15 protein-coding genes are annotated in these 20,156 nt (G+C 36.2%); 2 read left to right on the plus strand and 13 right to left on the minus strand.

From position 1 onward, the window contains the following. The first annotated feature begins 292 nt into the window (after positions 1–292). Positions 293–1,051, plus strand: coding sequence for a hypothetical protein (locus HU137_RS03955; protein WP_182042499.1), 759 nt, complete (start codon positions 293–295; stop codon positions 1,049–1,051). Positions 1,052–1,143: 92 nt separating this feature from the next. Here the strand turns inward: HU137_RS03955 and HU137_RS03960 are convergent, their stop codons facing one another. After that, positions 1,144–2,157 (minus strand): PDDEXK nuclease domain-containing protein, encoded by a 1,014-nt coding sequence (locus tag HU137_RS03960; protein ID WP_182042500.1) that lies wholly within the window; start codon positions 2,155–2,157, stop codon positions 1,144–1,146. Positions 2,158–2,505: 348 nt separating this feature from the next. After that, positions 2,506–3,063: a hypothetical protein gene (locus tag HU137_RS03965; protein ID WP_182042501.1), complete on the minus strand. Its 558-nt coding sequence runs from the start codon at positions 3,061–3,063 to the stop codon at positions 2,506–2,508. 310 nt (positions 3,064–3,373) lie between these two features. Between HU137_RS03965 and HU137_RS03970 the strand changes: the two genes are divergently transcribed. Further along, positions 3,374–4,933, plus strand: a complete 1,560-nt coding sequence (locus tag HU137_RS03970; RefSeq protein ID WP_182042502.1) for a helix-turn-helix domain-containing protein — start codon at positions 3,374–3,376, stop codon at positions 4,931–4,933. Positions 4,934–5,250: 317 nt separating this feature from the next. Here the strand turns inward: HU137_RS03970 and HU137_RS03975 are convergent, their stop codons facing one another. From HU137_RS03975 to HU137_RS04025, 11 genes are all read right to left on the minus strand, one after another. Next, on the minus strand, positions 5,251–7,803 hold the full coding sequence (locus HU137_RS03975; protein WP_182042503.1) for a prolyl oligopeptidase family serine peptidase: 2,553 nt from the start codon (positions 7,801–7,803) through the stop codon (positions 5,251–5,253). A 14-nt stretch (positions 7,804–7,817) separates the two neighbouring features. After that, positions 7,818–9,203 carry a RagB/SusD family nutrient uptake outer membrane protein gene (locus HU137_RS03980; RefSeq protein WP_182042504.1) on the minus strand — a complete coding sequence of 462 codons (1,386 nt, stop codon included), beginning with the start codon at positions 9,201–9,203 and terminating at the stop codon, positions 7,818–7,820. A 16-nt stretch (positions 9,204–9,219) separates the two neighbouring features. Beyond that, the gene (locus HU137_RS03985; RefSeq protein ID WP_182042505.1) at positions 9,220–12,222 is read right to left on the minus strand and encodes a SusC/RagA family TonB-linked outer membrane protein; all 3,003 of its coding nucleotides are present in this window, start codon (positions 12,220–12,222) and stop codon (positions 9,220–9,222) included. Between the two features lie 1,112 nt (positions 12,223–13,334). Continuing rightward, the gene (locus HU137_RS03990; RefSeq protein WP_182042506.1) at positions 13,335–13,976 is read right to left on the minus strand and encodes a hypothetical protein; all 642 of its coding nucleotides are present in this window, start codon (positions 13,974–13,976) and stop codon (positions 13,335–13,337) included. Between the two features lie 105 nt (positions 13,977–14,081). Continuing rightward, the gene (locus tag HU137_RS03995) at positions 14,082–14,579 is read right to left on the minus strand and encodes a hypothetical protein (protein ID WP_182042507.1); all 498 of its coding nucleotides are present in this window, start codon (positions 14,577–14,579) and stop codon (positions 14,082–14,084) included. A gap of 167 nt (positions 14,580–14,746) precedes the next feature. Further along, positions 14,747–14,983, minus strand: a complete 237-nt coding sequence (locus HU137_RS04000) for a hypothetical protein (protein ID WP_246361475.1) — start codon at positions 14,981–14,983, stop codon at positions 14,747–14,749. Positions 14,984–15,320: 337 nt separating this feature from the next. Next, on the minus strand, positions 15,321–15,806 hold the full coding sequence (locus tag HU137_RS04005) for a serine O-acetyltransferase (protein WP_182042508.1): 486 nt from the start codon (positions 15,804–15,806) through the stop codon (positions 15,321–15,323). Between the two features lie 73 nt (positions 15,807–15,879). Next, positions 15,880–16,998 (minus strand): glycosyltransferase family 4 protein, encoded by a 1,119-nt coding sequence (locus HU137_RS04010; protein ID WP_182042509.1) that lies wholly within the window; start codon positions 16,996–16,998, stop codon positions 15,880–15,882. Beyond that, positions 16,991–18,058, minus strand: coding sequence for a glycosyltransferase (locus tag HU137_RS04015; RefSeq protein WP_182042510.1), 1,068 nt, complete (start codon positions 18,056–18,058; stop codon positions 16,991–16,993). The genes HU137_RS04010 and HU137_RS04015 overlap by 8 nt, the downstream gene beginning before the upstream one ends. 1 nt (position 18,059) lies before the next feature. Further along, positions 18,060–19,196 (minus strand): glycosyltransferase, encoded by a 1,137-nt coding sequence (locus HU137_RS04020; protein ID WP_182042511.1) that lies wholly within the window; start codon positions 19,194–19,196, stop codon positions 18,060–18,062. Between the two features lies 1 nt (position 19,197). Continuing rightward, positions 19,198–20,145, minus strand: a complete 948-nt coding sequence (locus tag HU137_RS04025) for a glycosyltransferase family 2 protein (RefSeq protein ID WP_182042512.1) — start codon at positions 20,143–20,145, stop codon at positions 19,198–19,200. Positions 20,146–20,156 lie beyond the last annotated feature (11 nt).

Below are 20,156 nucleotides of genomic sequence, written 5' to 3' on the forward strand. Positions count from 1 at the left end.
TTTTATTCATACACTGCTCATACTCTATCTATACTTTATCTATACTTTATCCCTTCTTTGACCTTAGCTTGAAAATCTGGTCGTTCAGTAGGATTGTTTTATTGCAATATAGTCAAAAATTCCCGTTGCAGGTGTGACTTTTGGTGCGAAAAGTGTCATTTGCGGACATCTCTGCCATCGTCATTTTTTTTCCCAGATTTAATGGATAAAATTTGTTGAACATTCAATTGAAAAGTTGCAACGAATGATTGAATCTGAAAATTAATAGAAGTTTAATTAAAAATTTTTAATCATGGCAAGACAAAAAGGAATTATTAAAATAAAGGGGACTATCGGAGATATGACCTTTTATAAATCCAAAGACGGTTACATGGTACGGGAGAAAGGCGGCATAGATGGCAATCGGATCGCAAATGATCCTGCTTTTCAACGCACCCGGGAAAATGGTGCCGAGTTCGGCAGGGCCGGAAAGGCAGGTAAATTATTGCGAACCGCTTTTCGGCCGATATTGTTAAAATCGTCAGACAGCCGAATGGTAGGTCGATTTACTAGAGAATTATTAAGGGTTATTCAGTCAGACTCGGTCAATGCGAGGGGTGAACGAACTCTATCGCAAGGAGATTTGAATTTATTGACCGGATTTGAGTTTAACATTCAAGGAAAGTTAAGCACTACGTTTTTTGCGCCATATATAACCACGATGAATCGCACGAGTGGTGAAATGAGCGTGGACATAGATCCTTTTGTACCCAATAATATGATTGGTTCACCAGAAGGTGCGACTCATTTTCAAATTATTTCGGGAGCTGCAGAGGTCGATTTCGTGAATGAAACGTATAATCTGGCTATTTCCGAAACGCCTCATATGGTTTTGGACGGTGTAATGACAACGGCCATCAACCAAGTCAACACTTTGACACCTGATTCGACGCAAGCCTTGTTTTTATTGTTGGGCGTTGCGTTTTTTCAGGATATAAACGGCGAGATGTATCCGTTGAGAAACGGGGCATATAACCCTATGAGCCTTGTGAAATTGGAAAATGCTGTGTAGTGCTGCCGGATATTTTCCATTTAAAGAAAGCCCCGATATATTTCGGGGTTTTTTTTAAGTTAAAAGGTTGTAAAACATTTTCGACTGGCGTCTTAAAAATTTCCGGGACTTTTGTCCATTTCTTTTTTGATGGTGGTGAGGAGTTGTTTTTTTGTTGGGAGGTAGAGTTTGTATTGGCTAGCAATAATTTGTTTTTGTTCGAGAGGAAGTGTGAATTTAACCATTGCTTCATTTTTATTTGCACAAAGTAATATACCAATGGTTGAATTTTCGTGTGGTAATCTTTCAACCCGATCAAAATAGTTTACATACATCTGAAGTTGTCCAATGTCCTGATGGGTAAGTTTATGGGTTTTGAGTTCAATCAGAACGAAACACTTTAAAAGCCGGTTATAAAAAACGAGGTCAACATAAAATTCATCTCCATCAATTGTAATTCTTTTTTGCCTTGCGGTAAAAGAAAAGCCATTTCCCAATTCCAACAGGAATTCCTGGAGGTTTGTAATGATGGCTGTTTCTAGGTCCTTTTCATAATAAGACGATTGCATCTTTAATCCTAAAAACTCTAATACCATAGGGTCTTTAATAATTTGTGTGGGATCTGATGGAAGGATTTCCTTCCGTGCGATGGCTAAAATGCTTTCTTTATCATTGCTTAATTGCAAGCGTTCAAATAAATTGCTGAATATTTGTCTTTCCAATTGCCTTACCGTCCAATTGTTGTGTAGGCTTTCTGCAATATAGAAGTCACGTTGTTCGTCTGAATCCAATCTCAATAAGAGTTTGAACTGACTCCAACTTAAATGTGCATACGGTGTGGGCAGAATTGGGAAGGTTCGATAAAATTGTCTATACAGGTGAATCTGACGGACAGAAAAACCGATTCCAAATTCAGGTTGTAATTTTTCAGAAATTTGTTGAATGAGAAAAGTCCCATATTCGGCTCGTTTTTTTTTGTTTTGTTCTTCCTCGAAAATGCGTTTCCCTATGTGCCAATACATGAGTGTTCGCTGAAAATCTACTGAACGGATTGCTTTTTCTTTTGACTGTAGTATGATATTTTTAATGTCTGAAATTAAATTTGAGGGTAGGATATTTTTTTTCATTTTAGTGTGGCTATGGGTTCATCCAATTTGTTGATTTTCACTTCACTTCCTTTATAAGGATTAAAGGATGGTTTGTATTCTATTATTTTCCAAAAATGAAGTTCTTTCATGCATTTGTGGTAAGTGGCGGTTGAAAATATTCTACTTGTTTTCATTATTTCCTCCCTTGATATGGTGACAGGGTTTTTACAATCATTCATCCACCATAAATAATATATGGCTAAAAAGATGCTAAAATGAGATGGATTTGCTTTCTTGTTATTTTCCATATAGGAAATGAAGTTATTTAAATGGCGAAAGGGGCTCATAGTTGATCAATTGGGGTTAAGGAATCGATTTTGTCAAGATTTATTTAGAGCCTTTTTCTTGCATTGAAAAGGTCAAGTCATCCAAAATGGTACTTTCAAAACTTACTATATATGCATACAGAATCGGATAATCTTCAGACTCATTGAGTGTAGTATAGTTAATGATTTCGGTAATAGCATCCCCCGCATTTGATGATAATCCTGACTGGCTTAAAATATCGTGAAATACTTGTTCGGAATCATCCAATATATTTTGAATTAATAGCAAATCTGCGGCTGACGAAATATAATTAATTGCTATCGGATTTGTAAAGTCGGTAATGTTGTTTACTTCGGTAATTATAAAGTTGAGCGAGGTAAAAATGCTATCTCTTGCCCAAAGATCTTCTACGAATGCGGTGTAGTTTATTCCTACCGTATCATAAGGATTGTCAAGATTTTCCGGGCTTATCTGTCCCCATTTACTCTGTTTAGCATTTGAATGAGCCGAGGTCTCCCGTTCGTAGGTATGGTTGACATCATCCTCGTTCAGACATGCGTATAAAACGAAAAACAAGAGTTTAAATGAGAGGGCTAATTTATAATAATTGCTGTACATAATTTAATGGATTTAAAAAGTTATTGAATAGATTTCAGCTTTTTAACCCGGGAAAAATTTGACTGTGGTAATGGTTGAATTCGCTTCAAATCTATGTTAAGAAACTCCTCCATTCCAAGTCCAATAGTGGGGTTTTTTCAAAAATTAGCAGTGAATTTTTCGAATAGTCAAAGTTCTGATTAGCAGAAAATTTCTTATATTTCCTTCATGAACCTATAAGGTTAACTCTACTATGCTTGTTTTTTTATCTGCCCATAAAAATTCAACTTTCAAGAGCATTCTACTCGTTGTATTTTGTAACTCTTTTTTCATGTTGTTTGCACAAAACAGCTATGATGATTTGTATCAAAAGATAGAAGAATATGAGGGTTATCCCCGACAGACCATTTATTTGAACCTCTATTTAGAAAAGGCGAAAGCAGAAGGTGATTTGGAAGAAATGGTGAACGGCTATCGAAATTTTACTTATTATAGAAGTGAGAAGACGGCATTGGCATATGGCGATAGTATGGTATGGGTCTCCCTATTGAGTCAGGACGACCCTCTGAAAGCGAACGCTCATTTATCAAAGGGCATATTGTTTTATAAATATAAAAGGTATTCAGACGCTTTGGCTTGTTATTTAATTGCTGACTCTTATCTGCAAGGAAGTAGTGATGAATATCTGGTTTATAAGACACGTTATAATATTGCACAAATCAAAAATTTTTTAGGTTTTCACTCAGAAGCGATAGGGTTGTATCAATCCTGTATCCAATATTTTAAATACCATAATGATAGAGGATACATCAACAGCCTCCATGGTTTGGCTTTGTGTTATAGCCGTATGGGAGAGTTTAATAAAAGCAATGAAATTATAATAATAGGTATTGCAGAAGCCAAACGTTTGTCCATTCAAAGTATGGATGCATATTTTAAACAACTTAGCGGCATCAACCATAGTTATATGTATGATTTGCATTCGGCGATTCAACTTCTTGAAAGTAGTTTGGTGGAAATTGAAAAGAAAAATGATTTTGCGAACGCTTCCTCCGGTCATTTTTATTTAGGTAAAAACTATTGGACTCTTAATCAAAAGGAGAAAGCCCAGCAACATTTTCAGGAAGTCGATCAAATATTTTCCGAGCAAGGCTATATGCATCCGGATTTAAGGGAAACCTATCAGTTTCTGGGTATGATTCATGCTGAAAAGGAAGATTTGGATAAAATGGAAAATATATTGGTACAAATAGGTAAAGTTGACAACTATCTTCAGGAGAATTTTCAATATCTCAGTTCGAAACTCCATGTTGAATTTGATCAAACCGCCTCCCAAAAAGAAAATCAAGCCTTAAAAAAATCCTTAAAACAAAACCAAGTGTTGGTCTTTTTCCTGGTCCTAGTTTTTATTGTTTTGTGGGTGTTTTTGGTTCTTTATATCCGACCTAAGAAAGATTATGTAGGGGGAATATTTAGGAGAAATTCTTCTCCAACAGCCTCAGATGAGAAAAACGCAGTCAGTCTTCCGACTTTAACTCTATTGAATTTAAAAGATCAACTCGAAAAGTTTGAAAAATCTGAAAAGTATTTAAAAAAGGACTGGAATCAAGCCCAGCTTGCTGCAGAATTCAATTCTAATGTGGTTTACATGAAATCTGCCATCCAAACATTTAGAAATAAGGGCTTTTCTGATTACATCAATGATTTACGCATAGATCATCTGATTCGTTTGGCTGAAAGGGACAGTAAGCTTAAATATTACGATAATAAATCACTTGCTCAAGAAGTCGGTTTTAGTACTACAGACCGTTTTACAAAAGCTTTTAAATCGAGAATGGGTACAAGTCCGAGTGAATATTTCCGGAAATTGAGAGAGAAAAGCGAAGATTGAATCTGGAAAAAATTATCTGCATCCAATCCGGTATAAGATAATCTATTGAAACCATTCAGTCGAATTTTCCTCCTTTTTAAATATATAGTCCATTTTTTTATATGGATCGTAAAATATAGGGTGATTAGTTTTGGTATCATGAAAGTCGGGTATGAAAACTTTGGGTGTTCCTATTCAACGAGTTCCTTACCGGTTTACCAAAACAGTACGTGTACAACACCCATGTTCAGAAGACCGTGATTTAAAAAAGGAGGCTATAGTATGTAGCCTCCTCTTTTTTCTATTTGAAATCAAATCATTCTAATCAATCCAATTAACTATTTGAGATATTTTTCAAACCATGCATGAATTTCTGAGGATAATAACAATTGATTTTCCTTGATCATCAGGTTATGGTCATCATTTTCAAAAACGATTAGTTTACCCTCCTTTTCTAACTCTTTCATGGCTGAATACATAAAAACACTTTGGTACCAATTTATGTTGTAATCTTTTTTACCCGTCCACAAAAAAAGAGGTGTGCTTAAATTCGCTGTACTGTACAAAGCCGAATTATCGTAGTAAGATTTCTTGTCCTGATAAAAAGATCCGGCCATCCTGAACTGCTGGTTGCGCATTCTCCATGACTGCTCATCGTTCCATGACCAAACGAAATCATGGTAAAAGCTCACTAAATCAGTGACACCGGCTCCCGCAACCACAGCACTGAATAAATCTGTCTGCGTTGCTATGAAAGCGGCTTGGTAGCCACCAAATGAATGACCTATCAAACCCACTTTATTTTTATCAATGGACTTTTCATCAAAAGATTTTTCTACAGCAGATACAACACAATCTAATGCAGATTTTGCAGTATTTCCAAACTCATACTTAATATCAGGTAATAGGATAAAATAGCCATCCGTTACATAATTAAGAATATTAAACCCCGTGTAACTAAGTTTTGAAGGTGGATTAAAATAATTGAGATAAACACTGTTTACTTCATAAATATAGGTGATCATCGGATATTTCTTTGATGGGGTGAAATTACTGGGATAGACCAAAATACCGCGCAGATTATTGCCATATTTATCCTGATAAACAATTTGTTTGTATTTCCCTAAATCAAAGTTTAATAGTCCTTCATTGCTTTGATGTATTTTTAATGTATCTGAAGTCGTTAAATCAAGACTGTAAATTGCAGGAGGAACGTTTAATTTGTATGCACGATACACCAGCCGTTTGTTATTCTCAGAGACTAAAACATCGTCTTTAAATGTTTGGGAATATGTGAGTGTTTTCACCTTTCGCTTGCCTTTCCAAACGGCCAGTCCGCTTTGAAGATCATCTCCCAACATATCCAAAATGATAGGCGAATCATCATCATAACTTAACCCCAAGAGATTATTTAAACCTTCCGAAATTCCATCTGTTCTTCTGTTCAACTGCCAATTGATCCTGTACTTGATTTTGTCTTCCCGTCCTTTTGTAATTCTGAAACCGGATTTCTTTTCAGGTTCAAATAACCAAATGTCATACTGGTCATATAATATTATGAACTTTTCATCTTTGGTCCATCCGGGATTTCCATAAGGTCTTTTATCCACATATTCCCATGAATTTTTATCAACGAAAGAAACATTGCTGTTTTCAGTAAGATTAAATGTCATTTTTTTATTCGAATCAAATACAAGCCACTGATCATCCTTAAAATATGAAACATATCTTCCTGATGGGGAAACCGATAAATAACGCTGATTAGAATATTGCTTTTCTATAACAAGCTCCATATCTCCGGATTTCAGATCTTTTAAATAAAGATCGACATAGGGGCTCTCGGAGTATTGTGGCTCATAGGTCATCGGGTCATAAACCAAAGCCTTTTCATTGGCAACGTTTGCTTTCGCAACGGGGTGCTGGATATCTGCTATTGGAAAAAAAGTTTCCTTTACAGGATGCCATGCAATTTTTATGGGATTGAGCTGTGTCCGCTTATATATTTGTATTTTTGGCTCTATCCATTTATCACTGGTATCTAAAATCCTTACATTTGGGTTGTCTGTCTCATTTTCGATATCGCAGTTAAATAGTACTAAATCCCCATTGTCTGAAATTCTTAAGCTGTGTTTGTTTAAAGCTGTAAAGGAGATTTCAGTTCTTAGGTCATTAATTTTTAATTCAGAATGTTTACCATGAAGGTCAAAAAGATGGATAGACTGCTCATCCACAATAGTAAAATACTTACCATTGTTGCTCCATATCAGAGATGATATCTTACTTGTTGTTTGATAGATGTTCTCTTGCTCTGAATCGCTTAAAGAAATTTTATTTACTAAAAATCCATATCGTGAAGTTGATTTATGAGTAGTGATCATTACTTCAAGATATGGATGTAAAGAATAATGATAAACACCTTCTAGCTTTCTTTTAGTAAAGTCCTTAAGGTCTATAACTTGCAACGTTCCAGCTTTTTCAGGAAGTTCGTCTTTCAGGACAATGTATTTGCCGGAAGCCGAGAATTTAAATGATTGTACACCCACTATTTTTTCCACTTTGTCAAATGCGAGTTCCCGCAAATAAAGCGTATCTTCTGATAAGGATGCGAGCCATTTACTGTCAGAAGTAAATGCATAGCTGCCTGTAAGATTTATATCAAACTTTTTCTCTTTTAATTGCGTGTGGGCTAAGTAGCCTTTTGGTTTTCTATCTGTGTAGGCTTCTTCAAATAAAACCCAATTCCCGTCGGGGCTTATGCTTTGGATAAAGATATTTGAACTCCAAAGTGAATCCATTGAAGTATTGTACTTTAAAGAATTATCATGAACCTGACTGAGTGTATTTCTAAATAACAGACTGAATGAAATAATTATTAAATACTTTAAATGCATATTGAGTTTTTTTATTAATATCCGGGATTTTGAGGTGCCAGATTTGGATTCGCTAACAGCTCAGATTCAGGAATGGGGAACAGGACATCAGTCGAACGCCAGTTTGGTTTAATGGGAGCTAAAATATCTGTAGCTATACCAAGTCTTTTTAAATCAAACCATCGGTGCCCATGTTCTGTAAACAATTCATGTTTTCTTTCATTTATCAGTGCTGTCGTTAATTCAGAAGTGGTTATGTTTTGAATATCGGCTAGACCTGCCCGATTTCGAATAATATTCAGGTCATCAGCACTTGCTTGAAGATTTCCGGAATTAGCTCTTGCTTCGGCGCGTATTAGATAAAGTTCAGCCAATCTGAAGAGAACTGAATATTCCAAAGTAGTCCCTGAATTTTCGAGGGATTTATACTTGAAAGGTGCAAACCAAGTGGTAGTGCCATCTGTAATTTCTTTAACCCAATGGCTTCTGCGCAGGTCTTCCTGCTCAAAAGAAGCCATAAACAATGGATTCAAGGAAACATTGAGTGGAGGTCCCTGTTCAAACAAAAAATACCCCCCTTCTTTTGTGTTTTCTCCGTCTGAAAGCGGTTTTAGCTGTAAGATGGCTGAAGAACTCTCTTTTAAAAATTCTTTATCGAGATCAGTCTCCAGATTATAATAAGAAGAAAATTCAATAACCTCAGATGCCTGCAGTTCTGCATTAATCCAATCGCCTTTGTATAAATAGATTCTCGCAAGCAGTGAAGTAGCGGCAAAACGGTTGGCTCGTGTACGCTCTTGATCAGGATACTCAATAGAAAGCATTTGTTTTGCCCGAACTAAGTCATTGACTAAAAGTCCGTAAACTTCCTCGGACTGGGTACGTATAACATCCTGATTAATGAGGTAATCAGTTGATTCAATATAAGGAATGGCTCCGAAGAGCTGCAAAAGGTAAAAATGAGTCAGTGCCCTGATAAATAGTGCTTCACCGGTTAACTGTTTTTTCAAATCTGTGCTAAGCGATTGCGATTTGTCTATTTTTTCGATGGCAAGGTTAGCTTTATAAATCAAAGAATATGCGTTATCCCATGTACTCTTTACTATATCGTTTGAAGGCATGACCTGATGATTAAAAAACATCTCCAAAGAAGATCCCGGAGTGCTGTAGTAGTCTAATTCATCTGAATAGAGCCCCATCAAAACGCCCAGCCCACCTGAGTTTCCTACAAGGGGTGCATTATCCCTTAAATGTGCGTATAATGAAGTAATAGCTGCATTTGCAGTAGTCGGATTTTCAAATACGGCATCGTCCGCTATCTGACCCATAGGATCGTCAACTTCCAGTAAATCTTCACAGGAAGTAGTTAACAATACACTGATTGATAAAGCGTATTTTAATAAAAATTTTATTTTAAACATAATATCAGTTTTTAAGTTATAATTCGATTTTGGCGCCAATTGAAATTCTGCGTACGGGAGGCAAAAAACCGCGCATCTGCTCGGGATCACCACCTTTAAATCCGGTAATGGTAAAAAGATTCTGGCCCTGTAAATACACTAAACAATTCAGAATACCGGGAAGTGGGAGCTGGTAGGATAGGTTGACTGTTTTCAGTCTGATAAATGAAGCGTCAGATATAGCACCACTGCTATATGCAAATTGGGACTGTGCTTGCAGGGCTTCGCTGTTGTTTTCGGTTGTAAACTGCTGGTAAGTTGAATTGTCTCCCGGATTTTGCCAATGATTTAGAACGCTGGTTGACTGATTGGACATGGTACCTGCCGGAGCGAAATTGTAAAATTCATTGAATGCCTCTTTCTTCACAAAATGGAAGGTAAAATCGAAATTGAATCTTTTGTATCTGAACTGATTGGTCAAACTTCCAAAAAATGCAGGCGTAAAATCAGCAATGTATTTTCTGTCATCAGTCCCAGTAATAATCCCGTCACCGTTAAAATCTTTGAAAGTGAATATTCCGGTTTCCGGATTAATTCCCGTAAATTCATAAATCTTGATGATATTGAGAGGATAACCAATCTCCAAATAATTGGCGTTGGTAGAATTTTCCAGATCATCGTAGGCAAGTAGTTTTGTTTTGGGCAGTGTTAACTGAAATTCCGAGGACCATGTAAAGTCGGAAGAACTTAAGTTGGTACTGCTTAAACTCAGTTCCCACCCTGAATTTTCCACAAGTGCATTCATGTTGGAATTGATTGAACTAAATCCAGTAGTTCCGGGAAGGGGCGTACCTGCAAGTTGATTACCCGATCGGGAGTTGTAGTATGCAGCGTCCAATTGCAATTTATTTTGGAAAAGGGCAATTTCAATGGCTGCTTCTGTTTTGGTATTCTTTTCCCATGCAAAATTGGGATTGTAAAGCCGTGTTGGAATCAGGCCTATGTTTCCATTGTAGGAACTTTCATTTACCGAGTAGGTACTCAAATACTGATAATCTCCAATCTGGTCATTTCCTGTGCTTCCGTAGGATGCTCTAAGTTTTCCAAAGCTTAGGAAATCAGAATTTTCCATGAATGGTTCTTTGGAAAATATCCATGCAACACCTACTGCACCAAAATTAGCGAATCGATTTCCCGGGCCAAAACGGCTTGAACCGTCTCTACGTCCCGTCAGGTTAATGATGTAACGTTTCATTAAACTATAATTAATACGGGCATATCCTGCCAGATACCGGTACTGTCTGTCATCTACATTGAGATAGATAACCTGATTGGCAGCATTGATATTACTTAGTAACTGGTCAGTGGGATAACCTATGCCCAATACTGCGGTCTGGCTGAAACTCTGATCTTGGATTGTACTTCCCACCGTGATCAAAAATTCAGATAAACCCCAATTTATCTTTCCCTCCAATTGTGGTTCTATTAGCCAGCTACCGTTCTCCGAATTATTTTCAAAGAAATTGGAAGAAGCACTGGTCAGTCCCCATGCCGGATTAAACCTTGTAACGGGATTAGCCTTTGTTTCATTTAACAAAGCATTGGTGTAGCCGAAGCTGGTTTTTACTTTCCAGTTCCTGAATATTTCATAGCTTAAATGGGAGTTGAAGTAAATACTGCGGGAATTGTTCCGGTATGTACTTTGCAGATCCCCATAGGGATTTGTCCATGTACTGTTTTCCCAGTTGAGTTCACCATTTTCTGTATATAACGCCGGTGCATTGGGAGGAAGTATATATGCCCGAGAGGTAATATCACTTGCAGGCAGATGGTTATTGTCCAATCCGTAATTGGCGGAAAGGTTCAACTGAAATTTTTTATCCTTGGAAAAATGCTGGATGCTGGTAAATACCGTAGTTCTGTTGTAGCTGTAATCAAAAGGAAATACAGTTGTTTCTTTCATCAGGCTGCTTCCTAAAGTAAAGCGGGTAAATTCGTTTCCACCGGACAGATTGAATTTTAAGGTGTTGTTGAATGCTGGATTACCAATGAATTCCTTTTGCCAATCGGTGTATCTTTGGGTATCCCAAGTGCCGTTGATGTCATAAGCTGTAGCGGGATAGGTTGAAATATCGTTATTTGCAAATGCCTCCTGCCGCATGGCGATGTACTGCTCAGTATTGAGCAAGTCCATCATTTTGGTCACCGCAATCACTGTGGTAGAAAAATCTGCAGAAAAAGCAGTCTTTCCTGTTTTCCCTTTTTTGGTGGATATTAAAATCACACCATTTGCGCCACGTGAGCCATAAATGGCTGTTGCATCTGCATCTTTGAGCACTTCAATGGATTCAATCACAGACGGATCCAGCGTATTGAGCGGATTGATATCAGCTCTTGGCAAAATAGTTCCTGAAATGGATTGAGAACCTAAGGGCGCTGTGTTAAATGGAACGCCGTCAACAATATATAAGGGATCATTCCCTGCGGCAATGCTGTTCTGCCCCCGAATCCGAACGGTATATCCACCACCGGCAATCCCGGAAGACGGAATGATTTCGAGTCCCGGAACACGACCTTGTAGTGCATCCAGTACATTATTTACAGGTTGGTTTTCTATTTCTGTAGCAGTTACTTTGTATATGCTACCTGTCCTTTCCCGATCTTTAACCGTATAATAACCTGCATTGATGACCGCTTCTTCCAAAGCAACAGAACCCGAAAGCTCAACATCTATGACCAGCTGGTTACCGACCAAAACTTCAACTGTAGCATAACCGGGATAAGCAAATACCAAAACATCGGAAGGTGATGCTGAAATAGCGTAGGAACCGTCTTCAGATGTATAAACTACGACGTCTGAACCGGTAATGGATACAGAGGCATCGAGGATGGGTCCAACCGAATCATAGACTGATCCGGTAATTAAAGATTGATTGGATTGGGGAGGTTGTTGCGCCGAGGCGAGCGAGCACAAGGTAATGAGGACAAAAAGGATGTACCCCGGCACAACTACTTCCCTTAATAATGAAATTGTTTTCATAATTTTGAATGGGTTTTAGTGAAACATTAAGACTCTTGCTCTCTGTACCTACGCCAATAGGTGTACAGGGAGCTTTTTATTCTGTAATTTTTTTGATTAACAGTAAGTATCAAGTAAAAGCGGACGAAATAACTCATCAAAAATCCCCTGCCTCAACCAGATCGGTTCTGCTTTCCTGAACAATCACCCAAAGGCAATGCAGGGGACAAATAAATAATTAACACACGATTTTCAGATTATCGCGCTCACTTACTGCTCGTAATTCTCTAAGTCTCTAAATAATAAATCGTTCTCATTTAATTTAAGTTTTATGTGTTGTTATTATTGCAAAACCCCAAGAGAAGAAAGTAGATTGCTTAGAAAATGTAAGTGAGAAAACCACATAGAAAAGGCGTGGAACTCAACTTACTGCCTTGGGGTACTGGTATACCTATGCACGATAAGAGAGCCCACGCCCGGGTCGTGAGCATCTTGCTTATTTTCTCGTGCGTAAAAATTACCAGTTTTCAAGGCGAGATCCTAAGCAATTGCTTCAATATTTTATCCTATTGGAGGAATTGCAATATGTTATTTTACAAATATAATTAAAAAATTCAATAATTCGGATTTCAGTCCGAAAGTTTTTAATTTATATCATTTTTATTTGTTTATATGCAAAAGGCAAATAGAAAAATAGTTGATTTTATTAGAGATAAATGGGTAATACCTACAGATAATAATAATCTATTTGCAAGAAATCACGGAATTGATGAGAAAACTGTGAGACGTATACGAGAAGACAGTTCCTACCAAATAGCTTTAGTAACTATAATGAGAATTTGCGAAAGTGAAAATTTGAAACTTCACGAATTTTTTAAGATGGTTGGAATTTAAAATTAAGCTAACATCTTAAATCGAACTGACGTTAATTATAATCTTCACCTGATTTATCATCGGGATTTTCATTGAAAATGGAGCATGCAAAGTCCTTTCCTATACGAAGTTTATGGGCCGTCCCAAGTGATGAAGAGGAGGTTTTTCATTTTTTATCTTTTACGGTTTAGTTTCCATATACTGTAGGTTTTTTTTTTCGGCTCTGAAGTCGGGAGACTTCTTAAAGTGATAAACGGTAATTAGCTAGAGATTAAAACACTTAGTAATCCCAAAAGTAGAGAGACTCCAATACCGATCCACGCAAGTGTTTGTTGTTTATTAAATTTCAAATCATCTTCTGAACAAAAATCGTTCTTTACCAATTCACGTAATTCTTCTGAAACATAAAGCACTCCGAAAAAATTATCGATAATCAATTGATAAACATCAGATGGAAGATTAATACCTTCATAAACAATATGATTATCACGTAAGATTTTAGTTGCTTCATTTGTTACAAGGTAATCTTTGTCATTAAAAAAAATATGTCCCTTTCCATCATCACGTGGATTATCAAAACCCTCTTTCATTATCTGCAAAGCAGCGTTTTGTGATTCTACTTGATAAATCGAGATATATCTTTTTTCTTTAAGATAAATTATCAAGGATAATAATTCCAAAAATTCTCCCAATTCGGTCTTGCGATCTTTTATATTGATAAATTTATCATGTTTAATGTATAGAAGTGCTTGCTGAAATTGCATAAATACTAAAAGAGCTTTATTAGAAGTTGCTGTAAAATAATACATTTGAAGAAAAAAAGAAAATTTTTCCGTTTCACTAAATGATACTTTACTAAGATCTGATATTAATTTTTTCTCTCGTTCGTTAAATTTCCTCATCAATTATGTATTTTTTTTTATCCTTACTTTTTTGTTCGGTACGCGGGTTCTTTTTATTCGGTCCCGAAGTCGGGAGACTTCGGAGAGCGGGGGAGTTAGCATATTTCAATGGTAAATAATTTTTGTCACTTTACTTTCTAATTGATCAAGCTCTTTACCTAGCTCAATCAAAATTAAATCATTTAAGCGGCTCATTTCCAGAAGATCTTTTAACACTTCATTATAATCTATCTTCATTCTCATCTTTTCATTCCCTATATGCTTCTCCATGTTTTTTAAAGAAGCATTTAATTTATCAGTAAGTGTTTTATCAATTAAATGTGAGATTTTCAGTACATCTTTGAAGTTTTTTGAATAAAAAGCAGCCATTCTTCCGCGATCTTCTAAACTATTCCACTTAACAACATTACTTTCTCTATCACTTATCTGAACTTTTATATTTTCTAATTTAAGAATCCGTTTATCTAAAGCATCAATTGTTGATTTCTTTAATTCGATCTCATTTTGTTTTTGAGAAATTTTCTTAGTGGATTGATTGTTTAAAACTCCTAATATCAGGGAGATAAATGATGCAATGAGTGCAACTATAATTTCTGGTGCCATTTTGTTGTTCTTTTAGTATTAAAGCTAAAATATATTATTTTCTACAAGTGATGAAGAGCAGGTTTTTCATTGATTCAATTTTCGGTGTAACTTAAGGTGTGGTTTTTTTTGGCTCCGAAATCAGCAGAATTCGGGGAGCGGTGATGAAGAGGAGGTTTTTCATGATATTATTTCCATTTGTTGGTTAAAAAACTTCGCAAGTCTATGGTAATAATTCCCTCGAAAGTATTTCCGGAGAATTCATCCATCGTTACCACCATTTTTGGATAGTTGTCTTTTATTTTCTGCAAATTTCCAAATTCTCTTTCTATGGTTTTTTCCTCGTTAATTGTCAAAGCCGCTTGAATGTAAAGTTTTTCGCCTTGCTTTTGGGCGATAAAATCAATTTCGTTGTTGTCCAGCATTCTATAATCATAATTATAACAACGCCCAATTTACTTGAGAATTATAATCATACTTATATTTTTTATTTGATTCTATATGGGATTTTCATTGAAAATGGAGCATGCAAAGTCCTTTCCTATACGAAGTTTCTGGGCCGTCCCAGGTGATGAAGAGGAGGGTTTTCATGGTTTAGTTTCGCTATAAATTAAAGTGTTTGTTTCTCAATCCGGCACCGAAGGTGGAAAACTTCGGTGCGAGGGGGCATCTAAAAGTTCTAAATAATTGTAATCCTTATAAATATCAAAAAGATGTAATTCTAAAAACTTTGTCAAGGTTTGGAATACTACAAAAGTTGAATTAATCCTCAACCATATTTTTGAAACCAACAACCCTCATTGGATTACCTACAACAATTGCATTATCGGGAATATCAATATTTACCAATGTAGAAGCTCCAATTATAGCATTGTTTCCTATTTTTACATTTCCGATGATTATTGCATTCGCTCCAACTACTACATTATCACCAATCTCTGGATAGTCATTTCCAAAGACTAACCTTTTTGTTCCTAAGGTGGAATTTTGATAAATTGTACAATGATTACCCAACTTCACTCCCATTCCAATAACAACACCTACTGGATGAGGAAATTTTGTATTTCTTTTGCCCACATACTTGATGGTGCATTTAATGTCACAACTATTTGCAAGTCTCTTGGTCTGGTAGTATTGATAAGACCAAAATAATTGTTTAAAATAAAATCTCCAACTCAAAAAAGCACGGAGTAACCATTTCGTTAACTTTCCAATAATGCTTTTTTTCAGTTTTTCTTTAATATTCATTTTTAAAAGCTATTAATATAAAAAATGAGGATTAATTCCCCTACAATATGATTGATATTCAACCTTCTCCCTGTTAATTAACCCAATTCTTTTTCAACAATTCTACATACAGTGCTTCCACTTCCTTCACATATCTTTCCTCGGTGTAATTCTGAATCGCTCTTTGGTAGCCGGCTTCGCCCATGGCGGTGACGGCTTCAGGATGATGGTAGAAATAGTGTATTTTTTCTGCCAACTTCGCTGGGGTATTGGGAGGAACCAAAAATCCGGTTTCTTCATTCACTACAACATTTTGCAACCCTCCTACTTGGGTTGCCAATACCGGAAGGTGATGCAACATCGCTTCTGCTGCGACCAAGCCAAAGCCTTCCCGTTGGGAAGCGATACAAAACAGGTTCATCAACCGGTAAAAAGGAGCTGTATCATATTGATAACCCGTAAAAATCACCTGACCTTCTATACCCAATTCCCGGGTTTTGTCTTTCAATAATTGTTCATCTCTTCCCCCTCCAACAATTAACAGTTTTAAGTGAGTCAAATCCAATTGTTTTACCGCCTCCAAAATATCAGTTATTTTCTTATGGTCATTAAACAACCTCCCCACGGTTCCCACTACAAAATCACTTTCCCTAATGGCATATTCCGCTTTTAAATCCTGAATTTTCTGGGCTGAAACCGCTCTGGGTATTTCGACTCCGTTATTGATGGTGATGACTTTTTTTGGAGATACTTTAGCTCTGTCTCGAAGATAGTTGGCCACATTGGGAGCAATGGCAATAAAACGATCGGCACCCCAAGAAAAAATGCGCAACAGAAAGTCTGCTTTTGCACTTCTGTTTTGAGGATCTGAGGTTTCTTCCAAAATCACCACAGGAACTTTTTTGATAAAACCGTTGATAGCTGCCATGGTAACGCCTTCGTACACTGCACCATGGATGATATGCGGTTGGAACTCATCGATGATTTTCTGAATTTTTCGATGTTTTTCCCAGTGGAAAGGTCCGTTAAAATCTCCAACTTCAATTATTTCCACTCCGTTTTCTTCAATCTGCTCTGCAATAGCACCACCTTTGAAAGTCCCCACGAGTTTCATTTCAAATTCGGTTCCTTTAAAAGCTTTTGCTAAAGAAAGACGTCGGCGTTCTACGCCACCGCCAGTCACGGTGGACATGATGTGCAAAACTCTAATCATGGTGCAATTGGTGATAAAAACGTTCTAAATTTTCAATATATTTTTCAACGGTAAATTGATTTACGACTGTATCATAACCATTCCTGCCAATCAGATGTAAGGATTCGGCATCCATTGCCATAATTTGGTTGAGTTTTTCAGACAGTTCCGTACTATTTTTAGGATCGAAAAGCCAACCGTTTTCGCCATCTTTCACAAACTCCGGGATGCCTCCAACCCTGGAACACAACACGGGGATTTTCAAAAACATCGCTTCTGCTGCTGCGATCCCAAAACCTTCCGAAAAAGAAGGCAATACAAACAAATCAGCATTAGAAAGGTATTTGGAAGGTTCTGAAGTGAAACCGGTAAAGGTAATCTTGGAATCCATCTGTAATTTTGAAGTCAATGCTTCCAGCTGATGGCGTTCCCGGCCGTCTCCTACAATGGTCAAATGAGCATGTGCATTATTGGAGTGGGCGAAAGCAGTAATTAAGGTTTCCACATTTTTCACGATTTCTAATCTTCCCACATAAACGATTTCGAAATTCGGGCTGTCTTTTCTAGGAAATGGTGTTGGAATGCTTACCGGATTATAAATGACCTTTCCTTTGCTTTCCGGAATTTCCCCGGTATTCACTAAATGATTTTTTACAGATTGTGAAACGCCAATCACTTGATTTGCCAAGCGGTACACCCATCGAAAGACTTTTTGGGCAATAGAAGAATGATTGGGAATACCAATTTCTTCGCCGATAATGGTCTTAACTCCGGCCAGTTTTGCGGCGATAATCCCATGAAAATTAGCTTCTGCTGCCGCAGTATGTACCACATCGGGTTTTACTTTTTTGATTAATTTGTAAACTGTCCAAATATTAAATATGTTCTTTATAGAAAAATTCCGATTTAAGACATGAACTTCAAATCCCCTTTCTTTTAAAACTTTCTCTGCATTCCCACCAAAACCGATGGCTGCAAAAACATAGTCATTCTTGAGCAATTCCGCTTTTTCGGTAAAACTCAAGTATTGTTTTTCCTGACCACCGAAATCAAGCAGTGTAGTGAGGCGTAGGATTTTCATATTAAATAGAACTATAGAATTGGTGCCACTTCAACATGATTGATTCTACGCTAAAATCTTTTGAATATTGATAGGATTTCTCTCCCATTTTATTGCGTAGGGTTTGATCTTTTGTTAATAAAATTATTTTTTGTGCCAGCTTTTTATGATCTCTGTCGAATATTAAAAATCCGTTATCGTTATCATGAACCAACACTTTTACACCACCCACCGATTCAAAAGCTACTAAAGGCAAACCATGTCCTGTTGCTTCTAACATGGTGTTTGGAAAACCTTCATAATGAGCGGTGTGCACATAAATAGAAGAAGAAGCATACTGATCAAAAATATTTTTGACTGCAGGCCTCAGAAAAATATGATTTTCCATTTTCAATTTTTCGATCTGTTTTTGCAAAATGTTTCTTAAAGAGCCATCTCCAAAAATATTAAGTTTCCAATCCGGAACTTCGTTTGCAACCATTGAAAATGAATTTATTAATGATTCAAAATCCTTTTGCAATTCCAAACGCCCCACCGCAATCACTGTTTTTGAATCCAGTTTTGACTGTGTCATTTGATTGTGGTCTATAAAATTAGGCATTACAACTACCCTTTTTAAATATTTTCTCCAAAAGTTGGCATCTTCCTCTGTCAAAGAAATGATATAATCCATTTTTCTCTGAATGCTGATGCTATTTTTAAACAATAATTTTCTCCATAGATTTTGTATTCCAAATTTCTTCTCAAAACGAAGCATTCTTTGATAAGTAAACCTATGTTCTTTAATCTTTGCAAAATGATGATAATTTTTCTCCTTGTAAAGAAAAGTCTCCGAACCAAACGAAGTACAAATATCAAATTTCTCTAAACTAATAAAATCGAGCAATTTTTTCTCCTTTTTATAATTGGTTGGTAAGAAAATGGCCAGTTTATCCGCTAACGTTTTTTTAGAAAAATCAATTGGAATATTAACCACTTTTACCTTATCACTCAATGGATAAAAAGACTTTACTGCACCTGTCAAATTTGTAGTTACAATAGTTATATCGTAATTAAAGTTTTCAATAAGATAGTTGACACGGCTTGATAAAATTCTTTCCAAACCACCTGAACCTTCCATAGAAAGGATGGTAAATAATAATTTTTTTTTCGTGCTCATTTTACTGATTGTGGACGTACGTAAAGATGAATTTAAAATATTTTCTGGCTAATTTCTGAATTTTCCTTTTGTTTAAGAAAAAACTACCAACTTTATAAGGGATATGATAATACAATTCTGCGAAAAAATATTTTTCACTAATGCTTTCTTTGAGTTCTTTCGCTTGCTGGTGGGTTTCTTTTTGAAAAAAAATAATGTATAAACTGGAATACATGTATTTGCTAAGAAAATTATAGAAATCCTGGGAATATATTTTTTTGCCATTTTCAAAATACATCGAACCAATATTTGCAATAAATCTTCGGTTAAAATCTTTAGTCAATTTTGTTGCCTGATTAACATCCTCGTCTGAATAATATACTAATACATTATTAATGTAGTAAGCACTACCGCCACTTAATATTGCACGAAACCACACGTCTATATCTTCACCACTAATAAGATTTGAATTAAACCCATGATTCTCCAAAAAAAAACTACTCTTCACAACAGTAGAACTACTCGTAAACAAGGAGTTTTTAATAGCTTGGTTTTTAAAATAAGAATGTATTTCAAAAAATGAAAAAATGGCATTGGTTTTTTCTAAATTACTTTTAACCCTAGTATACTTACATCCTATTATTTTTGCCTTTTTATCATTTTCAATGATTTCAGAAATTGCTTCCAAATAAGATGGGCTCCAATAATCATCCGCATCCAAAAACGCAATATAATCATGGGTGGCTGCTGCAATTCCTGCATTTCTTGCTGCTGAAACCCCCTGGTTAACCTGTTGAATTAATTGCACTTTCCCCGAATATTTTTCTTCAATAAGTTGAGCAACATCATCTTGGGAACCATCATCTACCAAAATAATCTCAAAATTTTGGTAGGTTTGCGCCAATACCGCATCAATACACCTCTCGATGTATTTTCTTTTTTTGTAATAGGGGATGATTATCGAAAACATTTTTAGTTATT

The organism is Moheibacter lacus (genome assembly GCF_014042165.1).
Taxonomy (GTDB): Bacteria; Bacteroidota; Bacteroidia; order Flavobacteriales; family Weeksellaceae; genus Moheibacter; species Moheibacter lacus.

Bases quoted from the DNA above. Each gene is read 5' to 3' on its own strand.
- HU137_RS04005 (WP_182042508.1), bottom strand. From the start codon at position 15,806: ATGAATATTAAAGAAAAACTGAAAAAAAGCATTATTGGAAAGTTAACG.
- HU137_RS03960 (WP_182042500.1), bottom strand. From the start codon at position 2,157: ATGAAAAAAAATATCCTACCCTCAAATTTAATTTCAGACATTAAAAAT.
- HU137_RS03980 (WP_182042504.1), bottom strand. From the start codon at position 9,203: ATGTTTAAAATAAAATTTTTATTAAAATACGCTTTATCAATCAGTGTA.
- HU137_RS03955 (WP_182042499.1), top strand. From the start codon at position 293: ATGGCAAGACAAAAAGGAATTATTAAAATAAAGGGGACTATCGGAGAT.
- HU137_RS04020 (WP_182042511.1), bottom strand. From the start codon at position 19,196: ATGAGCACGAAAAAAAAATTATTATTTACCATCCTTTCTATGGAAGGT.
- HU137_RS04025 (WP_182042512.1), bottom strand. From the start codon at position 20,145: ATGTTTTCGATAATCATCCCCTATTACAAAAAAAGAAAATACATCGAG.
- HU137_RS03990 (WP_182042506.1), bottom strand. From the start codon at position 13,976: ATGAGGAAATTTAACGAACGAGAGAAAAAATTAATATCAGATCTTAGT.
- HU137_RS03970 (WP_182042502.1), top strand. From the start codon at position 3,374: ATGTTGTTTGCACAAAACAGCTATGATGATTTGTATCAAAAGATAGAA.
- HU137_RS03985 (WP_182042505.1), bottom strand. From the start codon at position 12,222: ATGAAAACAATTTCATTATTAAGGGAAGTAGTTGTGCCGGGGTACATC.
- HU137_RS03975 (WP_182042503.1), bottom strand. From the start codon at position 7,803: ATGCATTTAAAGTATTTAATAATTATTTCATTCAGTCTGTTATTTAGA.
- HU137_RS03965 (WP_182042501.1), bottom strand. From the start codon at position 3,063: ATGTACAGCAATTATTATAAATTAGCCCTCTCATTTAAACTCTTGTTT.
- HU137_RS04015 (WP_182042510.1), bottom strand. From the start codon at position 18,058: ATGAAAATCCTACGCCTCACTACACTGCTTGATTTCGGTGGTCAGGAA.
- HU137_RS04010 (WP_182042509.1), bottom strand. From the start codon at position 16,998: ATGATTAGAGTTTTGCACATCATGTCCACCGTGACTGGCGGTGGCGTA.
- HU137_RS04000 (WP_246361475.1), bottom strand. From the start codon at position 14,983: ATGCTGGACAACAACGAAATTGATTTTATCGCCCAAAAGCAAGGCGAA.
- HU137_RS03995 (WP_182042507.1), bottom strand. From the start codon at position 14,579: ATGGCACCAGAAATTATAGTTGCACTCATTGCATCATTTATCTCCCTG.